Source organism: Streptomyces sp. NPDC001904, from assembly GCF_040297005.1.
Taxonomy (GTDB): domain Bacteria; phylum Actinomycetota; class Actinomycetes; order Streptomycetales; family Streptomycetaceae; genus Streptomyces.
The window spans coordinates 171,849-191,628 of record NZ_JBEOYI010000001.1 but is presented as its reverse complement, the minus strand read 5'-3'; the positions used below and the strand labels follow the sequence as shown (position 1 = coordinate 191,628).

The following is a 19,780-nucleotide window of genomic DNA, read 5'->3' as shown; positions in this document are numbered from 1 at the left end:
GTCGGCCGCCATGGATCTCGAGACCTTCCGCAAGCTGGCGACCGACCGCCGAGTGATCCCCGTCAGCCGCAAGCTCCTCGCGGACGGCGACACCCCCGTCGGCCTGTACCGCAAGCTCGCCGCCGAACGGCCCGGCACCTTCCTCCTGGAGTCCGCGGAGAACGGCCGGACGTGGTCCCGCTACTCGTTCATCGGCGTCCGCTCGGCCGGCACCCTCACCGAGCGCGACGGACAGGCCCACTGGCTGGGCACCCCGCCGGTCGGCGTCCCCGTCGACGGCGACCCCCTCGCCGCCCTGCGCGCCACCGTCGAGACCCTGCACACCCCGCGCTACGACGGCCTGCCCCCGTTCACCGGCGGCATGGTCGGCTACCTCGGCTACGACATCGTGCGCCGCCTGGAGAAGATCGGCCCCGGCGAGCGCGACGATCTGCGGCTGCCCGAGCTGACGATGCTGCTCACCAGCGACCTCGCCGTCCTCGACCACTGGGACGGCTCGGTCCTGCTCATCGCCAACGCGATCAACCACAACGACCTCGACACCGGGGTCGACGAGGCGTACGCCGACGCCGTCGCCCGGCTCGACGCCATGGAGGCCGACCTCGGCAAGCCCGCCGACACCGCCCCGGCCGCGCTCCCGCCCTCCGAGCTGCCCGAGTTCACCGCGCTCTGGGGCGGCGAGCAGTACCAGGCCGCCGTGGACGACATCAAGGAGCGCATCCGCGCGGGCGAGGCCTTCCAGGTCGTCCCCTCCCAGCGCTTCGAAACCCCCTGCACGGCCAGCGCGTTGGACGTCTACCGCGTCCTGCGGGCGACCAACCCGTCGCCGTACATGTACCTCTTCCGGTTCCCCTGCGGGGACGGAGAGGCCTTCGACGTCGTCGGCTCCTCGCCCGAGGCCCTGGTCAAGGTCGAGGACGGCCGCGCCATGGTCCACCCCATCGCCGGCACCCGCCCGCGCGGCGCGACCCCGCAGGCCGACCAGGCCTACGCCGACGAACTCATCGCCGACCCCAAGGAGCGCGCCGAGCACCTGATGCTCGTCGACCTCGGCCGCAACGACCTGGGCCGGGTCTGCGAACCCGGCTCCGTCGAGGTCGTCGACTTCATGTCCATCGAGCGGTACTCGCACGTCATGCACATCGTGTCCACCGTGACCGGCACCGTCGCCGAGGGCCGCACCGCCTTCGACGTGCTCACCGCCTGCTTCCCGGCCGGCACCCTCTCCGGCGCCCCCAAGCCCCGCGCGATGCAGATCATCGACGAGCTGGAGCCCTCGCGCCGCGGCCTGTACGGCGGCTGCGTCGGCTACCTCGACTTCGCCGGGGACTCCGACACCGCCATCGCCATCCGCACCGCACTGCTGCGCGAGGGCACCGCCTACGTACAGGCGGGCGCCGGCGTCGTCGCCGACTCCGACCCCGTCGCCGAGGACACCGAGTGCCGCAACAAGGCCGCGGCCGTGCTGCGCGCGGTGCACACGGCGAACCGGCTCGGCGCGCACACAGTGTGACGTGACGCACGCCTCCCGCCCGAAAGGCACCTCCACCTGTACACAGGGGCGATAGTGGAGTACGTGACTGCCGTACCGCACCCCCGTACCGAAGCCGCCGAGACCGGCCCCGCCGCCAGGCGCGGCCGGCGCAGCCTCGCCGTCGCGCTGCTCTTCGGGGCCGTGGGCGCCGCGGTCGCGCTGCTCGCCTCCCGCCAGGAGTGGTGCTCCGGCGTCGCCGCCGTCGCCGGCGGCGACCTGAAGCTCTCCGCCAAGGGCAGCGACGTCACCGGCGTCCCCGCCGCCCTGGCCATCGTGGGCCTGGCCGCGCTCGTCGCCGTCTTCGCGGTGCGCCGCGCGGGCCGCTTCCTGGTCGCCGCGCTGCTCGCCCTGTCCGGCGCGGGCGCCGTCGCCGCCGCCGTGCTCGGCGCGGACGACAGCTCCGCCCTCGACGACAAGGCGGCCCAGGCCTCCGGCAACGCCGCGACCACCATCGACGCGCTCACCCACACCGCCTGGCCCTACGTCGCGGCGGGCGGCGGCGCCCTGATCCTGGTCGCCGGAATCCTCGCCGTGATCTACGGCGCCGCATGGCCCTCGATGGGCGGCCGCTACGAGCGTTCCGGCGCACCCCGGGCCCGGAAGCAGAAGGCCATCGACCCGGACCGCCCCGAGGACCTGTGGAAGGCCCTGGACCGCGGCGAGGACCCGACGGGCGCCTGAAGGCCCGTCCACCAACCCCCCGTGCCGGAGCCGCGCAACGGTACGGGACAATGAGCGCAAGCAGCCTGAGCAACGCGCTGGTCAGCTAAGAGAATTACGCAACGAGGAGCAAGCCATGGCGGACAGCAGCCACGGACACACCCCGGCCGCCTGGACCGGTGTCATCATCGCCTTCATCGGCTTCATCGTCGCGGGCGCCTTCATGGTGATGGGCAGCGTCGTCGGCTTCTGGGCCGGCATGGCCCTGCTCGCCCTCGCCGCGGTCGTCGGCGGCGCGATGCACGTCGCCGGTCTCGGCAAGCCGCGCCGCGCCGAGCTGAAGCTCAACCCCTCCGGCTCCGAGGCCTGAGACCCGTACGCCGAAAGGGGCGGTCGGCGACACGGTCGCCGGCCGCCCCTTCGTGTCGCCGACAGGCGGAGCGCAGGCCCCCGGGGCAGAATTCACGGGTGACCGTCGAGACGACCGACACCGCGCCCGCGACCGCCCGCGACCACCCCGGCCTCCTGCGCCGCACCGCCGTACCGCTGGGCATCCTCGGCGGGGTCGCGGCGGCCTTCGCCTACGTCGGCACCGTCGACCCCAATCAGCCGGGCCACTACCCGGCCTGCCCGCTGCTCCAGGTCCTCGGGATCTACTGCCCGGGCTGCGGCGGACTGCGCAGCGCCCACGCGATCGTGCACGGCGACCTCACCGCGGCGCTCGGTGCCAACGCCCTCGCGGTCGTCGGCTACGCCCTCTTCGCCGTGGGATGGACCGTGTGGGCCGTGCGGGCCGCCCGGGGCCTGCGGGGCGTGCCGTTCGGCCTGCGGCCCGGCCGGGCGCACCTGTGGACGCTCGGCGCCGTCGTGCTCGTCTTCACGGTTGTCCGGAACCTGCCTCTGGGTGGCTTCCTGCACCCTTGATCATCCGCAACTGTCCAGGTAGTGGGACCATCGTCAACCGGATGCGGAGCCTCGGCCCGGCTACGGATACCATTTCAGTGACCAGCAGATTGCCCAGTGAACTGTCAGAAGGGAGTCCGCTCGCGTGAGTGTGCTCGACGAGATCATCGACGGAGTCCGTGCCGACCTCGCGGAACGGCAGGCGCGCGTCAGCCTCGACGAGCTCAAGGAGCGCGTGGCGAAGGCTCCCGCGGCCAAGGACGGGGTCGCGGCCCTGCGCGGCGACGGCGTCAAGGTCATCTGTGAGGTCAAGCGGTCCAGCCCGTCCAAGGGCGCGCTCGCCGCGATCGCGGACCCGGCCGGCCTCGCGGCCGACTACGAGGCGGGCGGCGCCGCCGTCATCTCCGTGCTGACCGAGCAGCGCCGCTTCGGCGGATCGCTGGCCGACCTGGAGGCGGTCCGCGCCAAGGTCGACATCCCGGTCCTGCGCAAGGACTTCATCGTCACCTCGTACCAGCTGTGGGAGGCCCGCGCGTACGGCGCCGACCTCGCCCTGCTGATCGTGGCCGCGCTGGAGCAGCCCGCCCTGGAGTCCCTCATCGAGCGCGCCGAGTCCATCGGTCTCACCGCGCTCGTCGAGGCGCACGACGAGGACGAGGTCGAGCGGGCGGTGGACGCCGGAGCCAAGGTCATCGGCATCAACACCCGCAACCTGAAGGACCTCACCGTCGACCGCGGCACCTTCGAGCGCGTCGCCCCGGACATCCCGGACCACATCGTCAAGGTCGCCGAGTCCGGCGTGCGCGGCCCGCACGACCTGATCGCGTACGCCAACGCGGGCGCGGACGCGGTCCTCGTCGGCGAGTCCCTGGTCACCGGCCGCGACCCGAAGTCCGCCGTCGCCGACCTGGTCGCCGCGGGCGCCCACCCGGCCCTGCGGCACGGACGGTAGTCTCACCGCCATGTCCATCGCCGCCCGCCTCGCCCCAGGCTGCCGCCCCCGCGGCTGCCGGGCTCCGGCACGCCGTGTGCGCGGGCGGCGCGTGCGCTACCACATCGGCGCGGAGCCGGGCCAGATCAACGGCATGCGATGGCACGCGCCCCGATAGGGGCGCGGGGAACGGCGCGACCTGTCGCAGGCGACCGGCGGCCGACGTAACACCCATGCCCCCACGGCGTTTAGTCATCACCAGAACCCACCGTGAGGTTGACGCATGCCCAGCGAGTACTTCATCCCGGACCCCGAGGGTCTGATCCCCAGCGCCGAGGGCTATTTCGGCGCGTTCGGCGGCAAGTTCATCCCGGAGGCGCTCGTCGCCGCCGTCGACGAGGTCGCCGTCGAGTACGACAAGGCCAAGCAGGACCCCGAGTTCGCCCGCGAGCTCGACGACCTCCTCGTGCACTACACGGGCCGCCCCAGCGCCCTCACCGAGGTCCCGCGATTCGCCGAGCACGCGGGCGGCGCGCGGGTGTTCCTCAAGCGCGAGGACCTGAACCACACCGGCTCGCACAAGATCAACAACGTGCTCGGCCAGGCCCTGCTCACCAAGCGCATGGGCAAGACCCGGGTGATCGCCGAGACCGGCGCCGGCCAGCACGGCGTCGCCACGGCCACCGCCTGCGCCCTGCTCGGCCTCGACTGCAAGATCTACATGGGCGAGATCGACACCCAGCGCCAGGCCCTGAACGTGGCCCGGATGCGCATGCTGGGCGCCGAGGTCGAAGCCGTGACGTCCGGCAGCCGCACCCTCAAGGACGCCATCAACGAGGCGTTCCGCGACTGGGTCGCCAACGTCGACGAGACGCACTACCTCTTCGGCACCGTCGCGGGACCGCACCCCTTCCCGGCGATGGTTCGCGACTTCCACCGCGTCATCGGCGTCGAGGCCCGCCGGCAGATCCTGGAGCGCGCGGGCCGGCTGCCCGACGCCGCGATCGCCTGCGTCGGCGGCGGCTCCAACGCCATCGGCCTGTTCCACGCCTTCATCCCGGACGCGGACGTCCGCCTGATCGGCTGCGAGCCGGCCGGCCACGGCGTCGAGACCGGCGAGCACGCGGCGACCCTGACCGCGGGCGGCCCCGGCATCCTGCACGGGTCGCGCAGTTACGTCCTCCAGGACGACGAGGGCCAGATCACCGAGCCCTACTCGATCTCGGCGGGCCTCGACTACCCGGGCATCGGCCCCGAGCACGCCTATCTGAAGGACTCCGGCCGCGGCGAGTACCGCGCGGTCACCGACGACCAGGCCATGCAGGCGCTGCGGCTGCTGTCGCAGACCGAGGGCATCATCCCGGCCATCGAGTCGGCGCACGCCCTCGCGGGCGCCCTCGACGTCGGCAGGGAACTCGGCAAGGACGGCCTGATCGTCATCAACCTGTCAGGGCGCGGCGACAAGGACATGGACACCGCCGCCCGCTACTTCGGTCTCTACGACAACGGGGCCACCGAGGGGGAGTCCAAGTGAGCGGGAACCTTCAGCTGCTGTCCGACACTCTCGCCGGTGCCCGGGCCGAGGGCCGCGCCGCCCTCATCGCCTACCTCCCCGCCGGTTTCCCGTCGGTCGACGGCGGCATCGAAGCGGTCAAGGCCGCCTTCGACGGCGGCGCCGACGTGGTCGAGGTCGGTCTGCCGCACTCCGACCCGGTGCTCGACGGCCCGGTCATCCAGACCGCCGACGACATCGCGCTGCGCGGCGGCCTCAGGATCAAGGACGTCATGCGCACCGTGCGCGAGGCGTTCGAGGCCACCGGCAAGCCGGTGCTCGTCATGACGTACTGGAACCCGATCTACATCTACGGCGTCGAGCGGTTCACCACCGAACTCGCCGAGGCCGGCGGCGCGGGCTGCATCCTGCCCGACCTGCCGGTCCAGGAGTCCGCCGAATGGCGGCAGCACGCCGAGAAGAACGGCCTCGGCACCGTCTTCGTCGTCGCGCCCAGCAGCCAGGACGCGCGGCTCGCCACCATCACGGCGGCCGGTTCCGGCTTCGTCTACGCGGCCTCGCTGATGGGCGTCACCGGCACCCGCGAGTCGGTCGGCAACCAGGCCAAGGAACTCGTCGAGCGCACCCGCTCCACCACCGACCTGCCGGTCTGCGTCGGCCTCGGGGTCTCCAACGCGGTGCAGGCCCGGGAGGTCGCAGGGTTCGCCGACGGGGTCATCGTCGGCTCGGCGTTCGTGAAGCGGATGCTGGACGCCCCCGACGAGAAGGCGGGCCTCGAAGGCGTCCGCGCCCTCGCCGCCGAGCTCGCCGACGGTGTACGCGGCACGAAGTAACACGGAGTCACGTACCCCTTACGGGTGGAATACGTCGCGGGGAGGCACGTTGGTGCCTCCCCGTCTCGTTGGCGCGGGTGTGAGTGAGAAGAACCGTGAGGGAAAGCGCGCCGCCCGCGAACGACTGGCCGCGGAGCGCGAGAAGCAGAAGTCCGCGGAGAAGCGGCGCCGGACGTTGATCGTGGGCGCGACCGTCGTCTGTGTGCTCGGCCTGGCCGCCGTGATCGGCGTGGTCGCCGCCAATTCCGGTGGTGACGGCGACAGCGACACCGCGTCCGGCCCGGTGAGCGCGCCGCAGGGCGCCACCGGCACCGACAAGCTGGCGATCCCCGTCGGCCAGGACACCGCCAAGTCGACCCTCACCATCTGGGAGGACTTCCGCTGCCCGGCGTGCAAGTCCTTCGAGGACTCGTACCGCACGACGCTCCACGAGCTGACCGACGCGGGGAAGATGAAGGTCGAGTACCACCTCGTCACCCTCATCGACTCGAACATGGGCGGCAGCGGCTCCCTGCGCGCGGGCAATGCCGCGGGCTGCGCCCAGGACGCCGGGAAGTTCCGCGACTACCACGACGTGCTGTACGAGAACCAGCCGGAGGAGACGGACGACGCGTTCTCGAAGAACAGCAAGCTGATCGAGCTCGCGGGCAAGGTCGACGGCCTCACCACGGACACCTTCACGTCCTGTGTGAACGACGGGTCGCACGACAGCTGGGTGCAGCAGAGCTACAAGAAGTTCCAGGACGACAAGCTCTCGGGCACCCCGACGGTGATCCTGAACGGCAAGACGCTGGACCTGAACTCGCTGACGCCGGACAAGCTGAAGCAGCAGGTGGAGGCCGCCGACAAGTAGTCCGTTATGGAGCCGTTGCCGGGCTGCCGGACGCGGCCCGGGCCCGGCACGGTAGCGTCGACCCTGCCATGGAACTTGCCTACATCCCCAGCCCGTCGCGCGGGGTCGTCCACCTCGGACCGATCCCGCTCCGCGGCTACGCGTTCTGCATCATCATCGGCGTCTTCCTGGCCGTCTGGCTCGGGAACAGGCGCTGGATCGCCCGCGGCGGGCGGGCCGGCACGGTTGCCGACATCGCCGTCTGGGCGGTGCCGTTCGGTCTGGTCGGCGGGCGCCTCTACCACGTGATCACGGACTACGAGCTGTACTTCAGCGAGGGCCGTGACTGGGTGGACGCCTTCAAGATCTGGGAGGGCGGGCTCGGCATCTGGGGTGCCATCGCGCTCGGCGCGGTCGGCGCCTGGATCGGCTGCCGCCGCCGTGGCATCCCGCTCCCGGCGTGGGCCGACGCCCTCGCCCCCGGCATCGCGCTGGCCCAGGCCGCCGGCCGCTGGGGCAACTGGTTCAACCAGGAGCTGTACGGCAAGCCGACCGATCTCCCGTGGGCGCTGAAGATCACCTCCGACACCGACGGCCGGGTTCCTGGCACGTACCACCCGACGTTCCTGTACGAGTCGCTGTGGTGCATCGGCGTCGCGCTGCTCGTCATCTGGGCCGACCGCAGGTTCAAGCTCGGGCACGGGCGGGCGTTCGCGCTGTATGTCGCGTCGTACTGCGTGGGCCGGTTCTGGATCGAGTGGATGCGCGTGGACGACGCGCACCACATTCTGGGTCTGCGGCTCAACGACTGGACCGCGATGCTCATCTTCCTGCTCGCCGTGGTCTACATGGTGGTGTCGGCGAAGACGCGGCCCGGGCGTGAAGAGATCGTCGAGCCCGTCGCCGGTGACTCCGTCGTGGACCTGGACAAGGGTGAGCCCGAGCCGGAGTTCGACGCCGAGTCGAAGTCGGATGCCGAGGAGGAGGCCTCTTCAGAGGCTGCGTCTGAGGCTGAGGCTGAGACTGCGTCTGAGGCCAAGAAGGGTTGACCTTCGGCTGACGGCCGGTGGCCGTTCTCGCGCAGTTCCCCGCGCCCCTGAAGCGAGCTTCGCTCGCTCAGGGGCGCTTCGGTCATCGGGCCGCCAGGTCGAGGACGCGGTGTGCGCCCGCGACGACGGCGGCGTCCACGAAGCGGCCGTCCGCCAGTGCCAGTGCCCCGGCGTCCAGGGCCGCCGCGTCGATGATGTCGTGGGCCGCCGCCACCTCGGCCTCCGTCGGGCGGAACGCCTCCTCGATCACCGGGAGCTGGCGCGGATGGATCGCGGTGCGGCCCAGGAAGCCGAGGGCGCGCCCCTCGGCGCAGGAGCGGGCCAGGCCCGCCGTGTCGCGGATGTCCGGATAGACGGACTGCGGCGGCGGAGGCAGCTGGGCCGCCCGGGCGGCGACCACCGCCCGGCCGCGCACCCACGACAGGCCCGCCGCGTCCGCGACGCCCAGGTCGGCCCGGAGATCGGCCTCGCCGAGCGCGATGCCGTGCACCGAGGGATGGGCGGCGATGCCGAAGGCGTGCTCGATGCCGAGGGCCGATTCGAGGAGCGCGTACAGCGGCGGTGCCGCACCCGCCCAGTCGGCGACGCGGGCCAGGTCCGCCGGGCCGGTCACCTTCGGCAGGCGCAGCGCGTCCAGGCCGGGCAGCCCGCTGAGGCGGCGCACCTCCCGCTCGGCGAGCGGCCCGTCGAGCGCGTTGACCCGGACGTGGACCGGTACGTCGTGCCGATCGGCGAGGAGTTCGGCGGTCGCGTCGAGGGCGTACGCCTTGCGGTCCGGGGCGACCGCGTCCTCCAGGTCGACCAGGACCACGTCGGCGCCGGAGCCCAGCGCCTTGGCGACCACATCGGGGCGGTCCCCGGGGACGTACAGCCAGGTGACGTACAACGTGCTCATACCGCACCAGCCTCCCGCAGCGCGGCGACATCCGCCTGCGACAGGCCGAGGCCGGACAGGATCTCGGCGGTGTCCGCGCCGTGCCTGCGGCCCGTCCAGCGGATCGCGCCGGGGGTCTCGGAGAGGCGGAAGAGGACGTTCTGCATCTTCACCGTGCCGAGGTCCGGGTCGGGGAGTTCGGTGACCGACTCCAGGGCCTGGTACTGCTCGTCGTGCAGCACGTCCCGGATGTCGTTGATCGGCGCGATCGCCGCCTCCGCCTTCTCGAAGGCGGCCACCACCTCGGCGCGGGTGCGGTCGGCGATCCAGCCGCCGACCGCGTCGTCCAGGGCGTCGGCGTGCGCGGCCCGGCCCGCGCCGGTCGCGAACCACTCCTCGTCGATGAACTCGGGGTGGCCCACCAGGCGCATCACGCGCTCCGCGATCGACTGGGCGGAGGTGGAGACGGCGACCCAGGTGCCGTCGCTGGTGCGGTACGTGTTGCGGGGGGCGTTGTTCGTGGAGCGGTTGCCGGTGCGCGGCTGGACGTAGCCGAGCTGGTCGTACCAGGTGGCCTGCGGGCCGAGGATGGCCAGCATCGGCTCGATGATCGCCATGTCGACGACCTGGCCGCGGCCCGTGGTGTCCCGGCCGCGCAGGGCCGCCATGACCGCGTACGAGGTGGCGAGCGCGGCGATGGAGTCGGCGAGGCCGAACGGCGGGAGGGTCGGCGGCCCGTCCGGCTGGCCGGTGATCGCGGCGAAGCCGGACATGGCCTCGGCCAGCGTGCCGAATCCGGGGCGGCGCGCGTACGGCCCGAACTGGCCGAAGCCGGTGACGCGGGTGAGGATCAGGCGCGGGTTGGCGGCGCTCAGCTCCTCCCAGCCCAGCTGCCACTTCTCCAGGGTGCCGGGGCGGAAGTTCTCGATGACGACGTCCGACTCGGCGACCAGCTTGAGCAGGACCTCGCGGCCGCCGGGGGAGGAGAGGTCGAGGGTGAGGTTCTTCTTGTTGCGGCCGAGCGTCTTCCACCACAGGCCGACGCCGTCCTTGGACGGGCCGTGGCCGCGGGAGGGGTCCGGCTTGCGCGGGTGCTCGATCTTGACGACCTCGGCACCGAAGTCGCCGAGCATCGTCGCGCAGAGCGGTCCGGCGAACAGGGTGGCCAGGTCGAGGACCTTGAGTCCGGTCAGCGGGCCGTCGGCGGTGGTGTGCCGGGGAGTCGTCATGCGCGGGCCTCCAGAGTGAGCCGGGCCAGTTCGTCGAAGCCGATGCCGTCGAAACCGCCGACCGTGGTGGCGAGCCGGTTCTTCAGCGGCGCCGTCCAGGACGGGGGCAGCGCGTCCGGGTCGCCCGCGAGCAGGCCCGCGATCGAGCCGGCCGTGGCGCCGTTGGAGTCGGTGTCCCAGCCGCCGGACACCGCGCGGCAGATGGAGCCCGCGAAGTCGCCGTCGGCGTGGGTGAGGGCCGCCGCCAGCAGTGCGGCGTTGGGCAGTACGTGGACCCAGTGGTGGTCGCGGTAGTGGTCGTGCAGGGTGTCCACCACCTGCTCGAACCCCTCGGGGGTGCCGGTGGGTTCGGCGGCGGCCGTGTCGATGCCGAGCCGGACCGCCTGCGCGTAGCGGGAGCCGGGCGGGACGTGGGCGAGGGCCGCGGTGAGGGTCTCGTGGATGGTGGTGGGGGCCGGGCCCGCCGCGTGGGCGATCGCGGCCGCCACGAACACCTCGCCGTAGACGCCGTTGGCGGTGTGGGTCAACGACGCGTCCCGGTGGGCGAGTTCGGCGGCGCGGGCCGGGTCGCCGGGGTTCGTCCAGCCGAAGATGTCGGCCCGGATCTGGGCGCCGATCCACTCGCGGAACGGATTGCGGTACGTCGCCGTGTGCGGCGGCTCCAGTCCGGCGAGCAGGTTGCGGTAGGCGACGCGCTCGGCGGTGAAGGTGCGGCCCGCCGGGAGTTCGTCGAGCCACAGCTTCGCCACGTCCTCGGTGGTGAAGTCGTGACCGTGACGCTGCATCAGCAGCAGTCCGAGGAGCGGGTAGTTGAGGTCGTCGTCCTCCGGCATGCCGTCGATGTTCTCGGCGAGGGAGGTGGGGCGCGAGCGGCGGTTCCAGGGGTGTTCCCGGGCGATCTCCGGGTCCAGGCCCACCTCCGTGAACCAGCTCGTCAGGGGCCAGTTCCCCGTGGACCGGGCGATCGCCCGGATGCCGGTCAGGGTCAGCTTCTCCACCGGCTTGCCCAGCAGGCAGCCGGCCGCCCGGCCGAGCCAGGCGGCGTGCAGGCGGCGCAGTTCCGTATCCGTGTCCGGGTTCCCGCGCGCGGGCACCGGCGCCTTCGGGGCCCGGTACTCCGCCGGCTCCGTCGCCGCGAGCGGGGACGGCTCGGCCGCCAGCTCGTCCAGCAGCTCTTCCGCCAGAGCGCGCAGTTCGGGAGTGGCCGGGGCCGTGGACGCGCCCGCCCGGTCCGGCGCCAGATGGCCGCCCGCCGCGACCCAGCGCCGTTCGGCGCCGGAGGCGTCGCGGCCGTCCTGGGCCGCCTGGCGCAGTTCGTGGCCGATCAGGTCCTCGGGCTGTACCCAGGTCAGTCGCAGCATCACAGGCCCGCGATCGTCGCGAACGCGGCCTCGTGGGCGCGGCGGCGCTCCAGGTCGCGGCCGTGCACCTCACGCGTGATCTGCGCGAGGGACGCCGCCGGGGCGTGCAGGTCGAGCTTGCTGGCCCGCGCGATCTCCGTGCTCCACTCCTTGGGGACCGCCTGCTCCCCGTACAGGGCGCCGACGATCGCGCCGCTCATCGTGGCGATCGAGTCGCAGTCGCGGCCGTAGTTGACCGAGCCGAGGACGGTCTGCCGGAAGTCGCCGCGGCCGACGAGCAGCATGCCGAGCGCCACCGGAAGCTCCTCGATGGCGTGCAGCCGGGACGGGCGGCGGGCGCCGAGCGACGGCTTGCGGTACTCGGGGCCGACGGTGTCGAAGGGGGCCACCGCCTCCCGCAGCGGGGCGAGTGCGTCCTCGAAGTCGTCGTAGCGGGCGGCCACTTCGCAGACGGCCTCGATCGCGGACCGGGTGCCGTCCTTGGCCAGCTTCAGGGTCTCCTCGACGACCGACTCGGGCGTCGCGCCCGGCCGGTACGCGGCGGCGACGGCCGCCGCGAAGACGCCCGCGGCCTCGCGGCCGTACGAACTCTGGTGGGCGCCCGCCACGTCCAGCGCCTCTTCGTACGCCTTCAGCGGGTTGCCCGCGTTGACCGCGCCGACCGGCGCCATGTACATCGCCGCGCCGCAGTTCACGATGTTGCCGACGCCCGCCTCGCGGGGGTCCACGTGCCCGTAGTGGATCCGGGCCACGATCCACTTCTCCGCGAGGAAGATGCGCTGCAGGGGCAGGGCCTCCGCCTCCAGCTCGGGGATCCAGCGGGGGGTGCCGATCAGGTCGGGGACCAGGTGGTCGGCGACGGCGTACGCGTCGAGGTGGTCGCGGACCTTCTCGTACACGCGGATCAGCGCGTGCGTCATCAGGGTGTCGTCGGTGACGTGCCCGTCGCCCTTGTGGTACGGGGCGATGGGCCGGGCCGTCTTCCAGTCGTCCTTGTAGAACGGCTCGACGATGCCGCGCACCCGGCCGTTGTGCCGCTCCGCGATCGCCTCGGGCGTCCAGCCCTCGACGGGGCCGCCGAGCGCGTCGCCCACGGCCGCGCCGACCAGGGCGCCGGTGGTGCGGTCTTCCAGGGAGGGGAGGGAGGGGACGTTGCTCATGCCGGAGTTCCTTCTGCGGTACGGGAGATGGAGTGAGGCGTGGTCTCGGCCAGGCGGGCGGCCAGTTCCGTGAGGTCGGTGCCGGCCAGGTTCGGCAGGGCGCAGCCGGCGAGGATCCGGCAGGCGTCGCGCCAGGAGTCCGGCAGGGCGTCGGCGCCGCCGACCGCGCCGGTCAGCGCGCCGGCCAGGGCGGGGGCGCTGTCGGCGACGCGGGAGAGGCAGGCCGCCGTGGGCACCGCCTCGGACACCGCGCCCGCGGCGGCCGTCGCCACGGCCAGGGCGACCGGGACGGTCTCCGCGGCCGCGATGCCGTAGCTGTAGACGTGGTCGACGATCTCGTGCTCCAGGACCGGGACCAGCGCGAACGCGTTGCCGGGCAGGCCCGGGCGGGCGGCTGCCGCGGCGCGGCCGAGCTCGACCGCCCGGTGCGCGTTGCGGTGGATCTCGGTGCCCTCGGGGAGCTGGGCGAGGGCCGCGTCCACGCAGGCGTCCACGAGGGCGCCGCCGAGCGCCGCGGACACGGCTGCCGCCATCGCGCGGGCGCCGTGCACGCCGTCGCCGTCCTGGGTGTAGCGGGCGTCGAACTCGGCCAGGTCCGCGGCCACTTCGGGGGCGCCCGGGTGGACGACGGCGAGGACCGCGGCGCGGACGCAGGCCGCGTCGTCGAAGTAGTGCGGGTTGTCGTGGCCGGTGGCGGGCGGGCGCAGGCCCGCGGCGAGGTTGCCGAGGCCCGCCCGCACCGAGATGCGGGCGCGCAGCGGGATCTTCGCCGACTCGATCTCGTCGGCGCGGGCCGCGGCCGCCGCGATCTCGTCCGCGAGGGTGTTCCAGGCCAGGGAGAGCGCCGAGCGGACCCGGTGGTCGGGGGGCAGGTCGCCGAGGCCGTCGGCGTGGGCGGCGAGGACGGCCTGGGCCGTGAACGCCGCCCATTCGGCGTCGTCGGAGGGGCCGAGGCGGAGGGGCTCGGGGGGCTGGTTCAGGGCGATCGGGACCGGGAGCGTGGTGGTCGCGTTCTGCTCCGCGAAGGTGTCCAGTTCGCGGGTGAGGCGGCGGGTCCAGTCGGGGAGGCGGGCCGCGCGGTGTCGTCCCGACGGCCAGCCTGCCGCGTCGCCGGCTGCGATGCCGAGGAGGAGGCCCTCGATGCGGTCGGGGGTCATGGGGTGGCCTTTCGGGTTCGTTGCCGGGTGCGGGATTCGTCGTGGCTGGTCGTGCAGTTCCCCGCGCCCCTGACGGCGGCGCTTCGCGCGCCTGATGAGATGGCGCACGCAGTGCGCATCTCAGGGGCGCGGGGAACTGCGCGACCAGCCACCGCCGGGCGGGACTGTGGGGAATCGGCGTTCGCCGGGCGGCACCTTGGGGGATGGGGCATCAGGCCACCGCCCCGGCGTGGTCCGGGGGCGGCGGAGTCAGTTCGTCGGCGACGTCCAGGATGTGGCGGCCCGCCATGGAGGGGAGGCAGCTGCCGCGGACGGGGCCGATCGCGGAGGACCAGGCGGCCGGGATCGAGTCCGCGCCGCGCAGGGCGCCGGCCAGCGCCCCGGCCACCGCCGCCGTGGTGTCGGCGTCGCGGCCCATGTTGACCGCGGTCAGGACCGATTCCCGGAAGTCGCCCCGGGCCACCGCGAACGCCCCGAAGGCCAGCCCGACGGCCTCGGGCGCCAGGTCCGTCCACGGGTAGCCGCCGATGACGACCGCCTTGCGCACCGCCCGCTCCATGGAGAGCTGGGTCCCCTCGGGATCGCGGCGGGCCCGGCGGGCCGCCTGCACGGCGCGGTGCAGGGAGCGGGCCGTCCAGGAGTCGTCGGGGACCACGGAGAGCGCCGCCTGCACGACGGCGTCGGGGCTGTGGCTGACCATGGCGGCCGCCACACCGGCCGCCACCGCCCGGCCCCCGTGGATGCCCTCGCCGTCGTGCGACACCGTGCCGTCGATCGCCACGAGCCGGGCCGCTTCGGCGGGACGCCCGGCCGCGTGCACCCCGAAGGGCGCGGCGCGCATGGCGAGGCCGTCGCTCCACGCGTGCCGGTGCTGGGCGGAGATGGGGGCGGCGAGACCCCGGCGCAGGTTCTCCAGGGTGCCGCGCTCACTGAAGCCCGCGCCCCGGAACGGGCCCTCGTCCCGGTCCGCGATCCAGGTGTGCCAGGCCCGCTCGACGTGCTCGACGGTCAGCCCGGCGCCGTGCTCGGCGAGCAGCAGCCCGGAGAAGATCGCGTACTCGGTGTCGTCCGTGCCGGCCGGGTTCTCCGACACGAACCCCTCGATGCGGCCCCAGCGTTCGCGGATCTGGGACGGCTTCATGTTCTCCGCGGGGGCGCCGAGCGCGTCCCCGACGGCGAGTCCGAGCAGCGCGCCGCGGGCGCGGTCGCGCAGCGAGATCGGGGCCGGGGGAGGGGGCTGCGGGACCGTGCGCAGCCTGCGGGCCGACGGGTCCGGGTCGACGCTGACGCTCATGGTGTGTTCGTGCTCATTTCTGGGGTCGTGCGGGTCGTGCGCTTCGTGCGGGTCGTGCGGCTTTCGCCTAGCGCTGGTAGCGGTCGAGGATGCGGTTGCCGTCCCCGGCCAGGCGCTTGCGCAGGTCGGCGATGCCGATCGCGCCGTTGTAGTACTCCTGGTAGGCCGGAGTGGCGATCTTGTCCTTCCATTCGGCGTAGCCGCGCACCCCGAGGACGGGGGAGGGGCGCAGGGACGCCGCTATGTCGGCGCCGGTCTTCCAGCCGTACGCCGTCGTGGTGAGCGCGGGGTCCTTCAGGGCCTCGGTGCTCGTCGGCAGCAGCCAGTCGCCGCGCGCCAGCTGCACCTGGTGCCGGGCCTGCGTGAGGTACGCGACGAAGGCCGCGGCCTCCTTCTTGTGCCGGCTGTCCTCGGAGACCGAGAGGGTCTGCGGCGCCGTGCCCTGGGCCAGGCCCCCGGCGCCCGCGGGCATCGGCAGGACCGTCCAGTCGAAGCCCTCGGGGGCCTGCTGCTTCACCTGCTGGCGGTAGGAGAAGTTGAGCGGCAGCATCGCGTAGCGGCCCGCGAAGAAGCCCGGCAGGGTGTCCGAGCCGGACATGCCCAGGCCCGACGTGGGGGCGGTGCGGTCCTGGCTGACCTGGCGGTTGATCAGCTGGGCGATCGCCGAGTCGGCGCCGTCGTAGCGGATCTCGTTCTTGCCGTCCTTGTCCTTGTAGAAGATCCGGCCGTCGGTGGACAGGGACAGGTTGACGGACTGGCTGACCGGTTCCTTCATGGACCAGGCGACGCCGTAGCGGTTGCGGCCGTGGGTCAGACGCTTGGCCACGGCCTCGAACTCGTCCCAGGTCCACGGGCGTTCGGCCGTCGGGATGCGGACGCCGGACTCCTTGAGCAGCTTCGCGTTGGCGATGATCACGCGCGGCTCCTGGAGGAACGGCACGCCGTAGATCTTGCCGTCGTACGTCGTCGTCGCCCAGGCCGCCTTGGGGATGTCCCGCTTCAGGGACTCCGGCAGGTACGGGGACAGGTCCGCGAGGTAGCCGCCGTAGCCGAAGTCGGTGAGGTCGGAGGCGTCGTCGTGGAAGATGTCCGGCGCCTCGCCGCCCTCGAAGGAGGTGAGGAGCTGGTCGTGGATGTTGTCCCAGCTGCCCTGGATGTACTTGACCCGGACGCCCGGGTGGGCCTTGTTCCACCGGGCGACGAGCGCCTTGTTGGCGTCGACGGACTCCTTCTGCCAGGCGAGGCTGAGGAATTCGAGGGTGATCGTGCCGTCGGCCGAATCGGAGTCCGAGCCGCCGCAGCCCGCGACGGCGGTCGTGGCGAGGCCCGCCGCGGCCGCGGTGAGGAAGGTGCGCCTGCGCATCAGCCCTTCACCGCCCCGCTCATCATGCCGCCGACCAGGCGCCGCTGGAGCAGCGCGAAGAAGACGAGGCTGGGGATGGTGGCCAGGACCGACGCGGCGGCCAGCGGGCCGAGGTCCGCGACGCCCTCGGCGCCGAGGAAGCGGGTGAGGATGACCGACATCGTCTGGTTCTCCGGGGACTTGAGGAGCACGAGGGCGAAGAAGAACTCGTTCCAGGCGGTGACGAAGGAGAACATCAGCGTCGCCACCAGGCCGGGCGCGAGGAGCGGCAGGACCACGCTGACGAGCGTGCGCAGCCGGCTCGCGCCGTCCATCGCCGCCGCCTCCTCCAGGGAGGTCGGCACCGACTTGACGTAGCCCTGGAGCATCCACAGGGAGAAGGGCAGGTTCCAGACGACGTACACGATGATCAGGCCGAGGAGGCTGTCGATCATGTGCAGGTTCTTCAGGACCAGGAACAGCGGGATGATCACCAGGACGAACGGGAACATCTGGCTGACCAGGATCCAGGCCGTGCCCGCCTGGCTCACGCGCGTCTTGTAGCGCACCATCACGTACGCCGCCGGGACCGCGATCGCGACCGAGATCACCGAGGCGCTGACCGCGACGACCAGGCTGTTGAGCGCCGAGTGCAGCAGCGGCTGCGCGTCGAAGGCCGCGCGGTAGTTGTCCAGGCTGGGGTGCTGGGGGATCCACGTCGGGTCGATCGAGCCCAGTTCCCGCGCGGACTTGAAGGACGTGGAGAGCAGCCAGAGGAAGGGGAAGGCCAGGAAGACCATGTAGCAGAGCAGGGCGAGGTACTGACCGGCCCGGCCGGCCACTCGCGGGAGAGGAGTGCTCATGCCGCCGCCTCCACATCTTCCTTGAGCTTCTTGCGCAGGAACACGGTCAGCAGGACCGCGATCACCGCGACCATGACCAGGCCCATCGCGGCCGCGTAGCCGAACTGCCCGTACTTGAAGGCCTCTTCGTACGCGAAGAGCATCGGCAGCCGGGTCTTGCCGCCCGGCCCGCCCTGCGTCAGCACGTACACCAGGCCGAAGGAGTTGAAGTTCCAGATGAAATTGAGCGCGGTGACGGCCAGGACGACGGGCTTGAGTGCCGGCCAGGTGACCGTGGTGAAGCGGCGCCACAGGCCCGCGCCGTCGAGCTGGGCGGCCTCGCGCAGTTCGTGCGGCACGTTCTGCAGACCGGCCAGGAGCACGACCGTCGTCTGCGGCATGCCCGCCCAGACGCCGACCACGATGACCGCGGGCAGCGCGTAGGACAGGTCCGAGAGCCAGTCGACGTTCTCGTGGATCAGCCCGAACTGCGTCAGCGTCTTGTTCAGCACGCCCGCGTCCGAGTGGTAGACGAGCCGCCACATGATGCCGACGACGACCTCGGGCATCGCCCAGGGGACGAGCGCGAGGGTGCGGGCCAGCCAGCGGAAGCGCAGGTTCTGGTTGAGCAGCAGGGCGAGGCCGAGGGCCAGGACGAACTGCAGCGCCGTGACGCAGACCGCCCAGACCAGGCCGATGCGGAAGGACTCCCAGAACAGCCCGTCGTGGCGCAGGTCCAGGAAGTTGTCCACGCCGACGAACTGGGTGGGCGCGGTGCGGCCCGCCTGGGAATCGGTGAAGGCGAGGGAGATGCCGTACAGAAGGGGGCCCACGCTGAGTATCAGGATCGGGATCAGCGCGGGGAGCAGCAGGAACCAGGCGCCCCGGTCCAGCCCCAGCGCACGCTTGCGCTGGTTCGGAGTGCGGGGCGGCGGTGTGCCGCGGCTGCCCGGAACGGCGCTGTCCCGGGAGGCGGTGAGACTCATGGCGAGAACCTCGTGACTCTCAACTGTCGGGCGCCGCCCGGCCCGTGGAGGCACGGACGACGAGGCGGGGCGGGGCGGTGGTGGAGCGGGGGGTGGCGGTCTCGGCCACCGGCTCGGTGGTGTCGAGGCGGTGGAGGAGAAGTTCGGCGGCGCGCCGGCCGCGTTCGGTGGAGCCCAGGTCGACGCTGGTCAGCGGCGGCCAGCCGGCCTGCGCCAGCACGCTGTCGTCCATCCCGGCGACGGCGACGTCCTCGGGTATGCGCAGCCCGCGGGCGTGCAGGGCGCGGGCGGCGCCGAGCGCGAGCTGGTCGTTGGCGCAGAAGACCGCGTCGGGGCGGCCGCCCGCGAGCAGCCGGTCGGCGGCCTCGGCACCCGACTCGATGCCGAAGTCCGTGTGCACGACGAGGTCCGGGTCGTATACGAGTCCGCAGTCGGCCAGGGCCGTCCGGTAGCCCTCGTCGCGGTTGCGGCCGGGGACCGTGTCCGCGGGGCCGTTGACGAAGGCGATCCGGCGGCGGCCCGTGTCGTGCAGATGGCGCACGGCGAGCGCGGCGCCCGCGACGGAGTCGGCACGCACACTGTCCACGGGCACTCCGTCGGGCAGCGAACCTATGACCACCACCGGACCCGCCGCGGTGCGCAGCGCCTCGATGTGGGCGTCCGTGATGCGGATCGGGCAGAGGATGAGGCCGTCGCTGGTGCGGTCGCCGAGGCTGCGCAGCACCGCGAGTTCGTCGTCGACGACGGCGTCCGTGGAGTGCAGGAGCAGCCGGTAGCCGGCGGCCTTGGCGACGGTCTGGATGGCGCGGACCATCGCCACGTACACCGGGTTGCCGATGTCGGGCATGGCGAAGGTGAGCTGGCGGGTGCGGCCGCCCTTGAGGGAGCGGGCCACCGCGTTCGGCACGTATCCGAGTTCGGCGGCGGCGCGCTCGACCCTGAGGACGGTGTCGCGGCGGGCCCCCACGCCGTTCAGGACCCGGGAGACGGAGGCGATGGAGACGCCGGCGCGCTCCGCGATCGACACGATCGTCGGTTGACCGGTGCTCGTACCCATCGCGCTGCCCCCATACGTTCACGGCTGTGTCGCTCGTCCGGCTGTGCCGCACGTCGTTTGTGCCAGGTGTGTCCGGGAGATCCCGGCTCCTGTAAACGTTTCCCTGATCTGGAAACGTTTACAGATGTTGCGGTCATATTTCCCTCCCGGTCAACGGAACGCTCGCGTGATCCATCTCACGGGTGAGTCCGTGAGGCTGTTGCGCAGGACGCAAAAGCGCAGG

Annotated in this window: 20 protein-coding genes; 10 read left to right on the top strand and 10 right to left on the bottom strand. The window is 72.6% G+C overall.

The features are described from left to right. Nucleotides 1–10 precede the first annotated feature (10 nt). The 10 genes from ABT127_RS00820 to lgt all read left to right on the top strand — a co-directional run bounded on the left by ABT127_RS00820 (nt 11) and on the right by lgt (nt 8,255). Entirely contained in the window at nt 11–1,513 is a 1,503-nt protein-coding gene (locus ABT127_RS00820) for an anthranilate synthase component I (RefSeq protein WP_351443694.1), read from the top strand. Nucleotides 1,514–1,567: 54 nt separating this feature from the next. Then, the gene (locus ABT127_RS00815) at nt 1,568–2,215 is read left to right on the top strand and encodes a TIGR02234 family membrane protein (RefSeq protein ID WP_351443693.1); all 648 of its coding nucleotides are present in this window, start codon (nt 1,568–1,570) and stop codon (nt 2,213–2,215) included. A gap of 115 nt (nt 2,216–2,330) precedes the next feature. Further along, nucleotides 2,331–2,564 (top strand): HGxxPAAW family protein, encoded by a 234-nt coding sequence (locus tag ABT127_RS00810; RefSeq protein ID WP_351443692.1) that lies wholly within the window; start codon nt 2,331–2,333, stop codon nt 2,562–2,564. Between the two features lie 98 nt (nt 2,565–2,662). After that, the gene (locus ABT127_RS00805) at nt 2,663–3,118 is read left to right on the top strand and encodes a DUF2752 domain-containing protein (protein ID WP_351443691.1); all 456 of its coding nucleotides are present in this window, start codon (nt 2,663–2,665) and stop codon (nt 3,116–3,118) included. Nucleotides 3,119–3,242: 124 nt separating this feature from the next. Continuing rightward, the gene (gene trpC, locus ABT127_RS00800) at nt 3,243–4,049 is read left to right on the top strand and encodes an indole-3-glycerol phosphate synthase TrpC (protein ID WP_351443690.1); all 807 of its coding nucleotides are present in this window, start codon (nt 3,243–3,245) and stop codon (nt 4,047–4,049) included. Nucleotides 4,050–4,059: 10 nt separating this feature from the next. Beyond that, entirely contained in the window at nt 4,060–4,206 is a 147-nt protein-coding gene (trpM, locus tag ABT127_RS39285) for a tryptophan biosynthesis modulator TrpM (RefSeq protein ID WP_361548549.1), read from the top strand. Nucleotides 4,207–4,311: 105 nt separating this feature from the next. Further along, a complete protein-coding gene (gene trpB / locus ABT127_RS00795; protein ID WP_351443689.1) occupies nt 4,312–5,562 on the top strand; it encodes a tryptophan synthase subunit beta in 1,251 nt (416 codons plus the stop codon). Then, on the top strand, nt 5,559–6,374 hold the full coding sequence (gene trpA / locus ABT127_RS00790; protein WP_351443688.1) for a tryptophan synthase subunit alpha: 816 nt from the start codon (nt 5,559–5,561) through the stop codon (nt 6,372–6,374). The genes trpB and trpA overlap by 4 nt, the downstream gene beginning before the upstream one ends. A gap of 79 nt (nt 6,375–6,453) precedes the next feature. Continuing rightward, nucleotides 6,454–7,227: a DsbA family protein gene (locus tag ABT127_RS00785; protein ID WP_351443687.1), complete on the top strand. Its 774-nt coding sequence runs from the start codon at nt 6,454–6,456 to the stop codon at nt 7,225–7,227. 68 nt (nt 7,228–7,295) lie between these two features. After that, nucleotides 7,296–8,255: a prolipoprotein diacylglyceryl transferase gene (gene lgt, locus ABT127_RS00780; protein ID WP_351443686.1), complete on the top strand. Its 960-nt coding sequence runs from the start codon at nt 7,296–7,298 to the stop codon at nt 8,253–8,255. A gap of 82 nt (nt 8,256–8,337) precedes the next feature. On the opposite strand, the gene ABT127_RS00775 is transcribed toward lgt, so the two are convergent. The 10 genes from ABT127_RS00775 to ABT127_RS00730 form a co-directional block, all read right to left on the bottom strand. Further along, a complete protein-coding gene (locus ABT127_RS00775; protein ID WP_351443685.1) occupies nt 8,338–9,150 on the bottom strand; it encodes an HpcH/HpaI aldolase/citrate lyase family protein in 813 nt (270 codons plus the stop codon). Continuing rightward, nucleotides 9,147–10,358: a CaiB/BaiF CoA transferase family protein gene (locus ABT127_RS00770; RefSeq protein ID WP_351443683.1), complete on the bottom strand. Its 1,212-nt coding sequence runs from the start codon at nt 10,356–10,358 to the stop codon at nt 9,147–9,149. Before ABT127_RS00770 ends, ABT127_RS00775 begins: the two co-directional genes overlap by 4 nt. After that, the gene (locus ABT127_RS00765; protein WP_351443682.1) at nt 10,355–11,719 is read right to left on the bottom strand and encodes an ADP-ribosylglycohydrolase family protein; all 1,365 of its coding nucleotides are present in this window, start codon (nt 11,717–11,719) and stop codon (nt 10,355–10,357) included. The genes ABT127_RS00770 and ABT127_RS00765 overlap by 4 nt, the downstream gene beginning before the upstream one ends. Continuing rightward, complete coding sequence (locus tag ABT127_RS00760) at nt 11,719–12,879, bottom strand: ADP-ribosylglycohydrolase family protein (protein ID WP_351443681.1); 1,161 nt, start codon at nt 12,877–12,879, stop codon at nt 11,719–11,721. The genes ABT127_RS00765 and ABT127_RS00760 overlap by 1 nt, the downstream gene beginning before the upstream one ends. After that, nucleotides 12,876–14,036, bottom strand: a complete 1,161-nt coding sequence (locus ABT127_RS00755; RefSeq protein WP_351443680.1) for an ADP-ribosylglycohydrolase family protein — start codon at nt 14,034–14,036, stop codon at nt 12,876–12,878. Before ABT127_RS00755 ends, ABT127_RS00760 begins: the two co-directional genes overlap by 4 nt. A gap of 211 nt (nt 14,037–14,247) precedes the next feature. Beyond that, nucleotides 14,248–15,330: an ADP-ribosylglycohydrolase family protein gene (locus ABT127_RS00750; RefSeq protein ID WP_351443679.1), complete on the bottom strand. Its 1,083-nt coding sequence runs from the start codon at nt 15,328–15,330 to the stop codon at nt 14,248–14,250. 67 nt (nt 15,331–15,397) lie between these two features. Then, a complete protein-coding gene (locus ABT127_RS00745; protein ID WP_351443678.1) occupies nt 15,398–16,693 on the bottom strand; it encodes an ABC transporter substrate-binding protein in 1,296 nt (431 codons plus the stop codon). Continuing rightward, nucleotides 16,693–17,535 carry a carbohydrate ABC transporter permease gene (locus ABT127_RS00740; RefSeq protein ID WP_351443677.1) on the bottom strand — a complete coding sequence of 281 codons (843 nt, stop codon included), beginning with the start codon at nt 17,533–17,535 and terminating at the stop codon, nt 16,693–16,695. The genes ABT127_RS00745 and ABT127_RS00740 overlap by 1 nt, the downstream gene beginning before the upstream one ends. Then, nucleotides 17,532–18,500, bottom strand: a complete 969-nt coding sequence (locus ABT127_RS00735) for a carbohydrate ABC transporter permease (protein WP_351443676.1) — start codon at nt 18,498–18,500, stop codon at nt 17,532–17,534. Before ABT127_RS00735 ends, ABT127_RS00740 begins: the two co-directional genes overlap by 4 nt. Nucleotides 18,501–18,519: 19 nt before the next feature. Beyond that, complete coding sequence (locus tag ABT127_RS00730; protein ID WP_351443675.1) at nt 18,520–19,557, bottom strand: LacI family DNA-binding transcriptional regulator; 1,038 nt, start codon at nt 19,555–19,557, stop codon at nt 18,520–18,522. Nucleotides 19,558–19,780 lie beyond the last annotated feature (223 nt).

Bases quoted from the DNA above. Each gene is read 5' to 3' on its own strand.
- trpM (WP_361548549.1), top strand. From the start codon at position 4,060: ATGTCCATCGCCGCCCGCCTCGCCCCAGGCTGCCGCCCCCGCGGCTGC.
- trpB (WP_351443689.1), top strand. From the start codon at position 4,312: ATGCCCAGCGAGTACTTCATCCCGGACCCCGAGGGTCTGATCCCCAGC.
- lgt (WP_351443686.1), top strand. From the start codon at position 7,296: ATGGAACTTGCCTACATCCCCAGCCCGTCGCGCGGGGTCGTCCACCTC.
- ABT127_RS00755 (WP_351443680.1), bottom strand. From the start codon at position 14,036: ATGACCCCCGACCGCATCGAGGGCCTCCTCCTCGGCATCGCAGCCGGC.
- ABT127_RS00765 (WP_351443682.1), bottom strand. From the start codon at position 11,719: ATGCTGCGACTGACCTGGGTACAGCCCGAGGACCTGATCGGCCACGAA.
- ABT127_RS00760 (WP_351443681.1), bottom strand. From the start codon at position 12,879: ATGAGCAACGTCCCCTCCCTCCCCTCCCTGGAAGACCGCACCACCGGC.
- ABT127_RS00735 (WP_351443676.1), bottom strand. From the start codon at position 18,500: ATGAGTCTCACCGCCTCCCGGGACAGCGCCGTTCCGGGCAGCCGCGGC.
- ABT127_RS00740 (WP_351443677.1), bottom strand. From the start codon at position 17,535: ATGAGCACTCCTCTCCCGCGAGTGGCCGGCCGGGCCGGTCAGTACCTC.
- ABT127_RS00810 (WP_351443692.1), top strand. From the start codon at position 2,331: ATGGCGGACAGCAGCCACGGACACACCCCGGCCGCCTGGACCGGTGTC.
- ABT127_RS00745 (WP_351443678.1), bottom strand. From the start codon at position 16,693: ATGCGCAGGCGCACCTTCCTCACCGCGGCCGCGGCGGGCCTCGCCACG.
- ABT127_RS00730 (WP_351443675.1), bottom strand. From the start codon at position 19,557: ATGGGTACGAGCACCGGTCAACCGACGATCGTGTCGATCGCGGAGCGC.
- ABT127_RS00750 (WP_351443679.1), bottom strand. From the start codon at position 15,330: ATGAGCGTCAGCGTCGACCCGGACCCGTCGGCCCGCAGGCTGCGCACG.
- ABT127_RS00820 (WP_351443694.1), top strand. From the start codon at position 11: ATGGATCTCGAGACCTTCCGCAAGCTGGCGACCGACCGCCGAGTGATC.
- ABT127_RS00775 (WP_351443685.1), bottom strand. From the start codon at position 9,150: ATGAGCACGTTGTACGTCACCTGGCTGTACGTCCCCGGGGACCGCCCC.
- ABT127_RS00770 (WP_351443683.1), bottom strand. From the start codon at position 10,358: ATGACGACTCCCCGGCACACCACCGCCGACGGCCCGCTGACCGGACTC.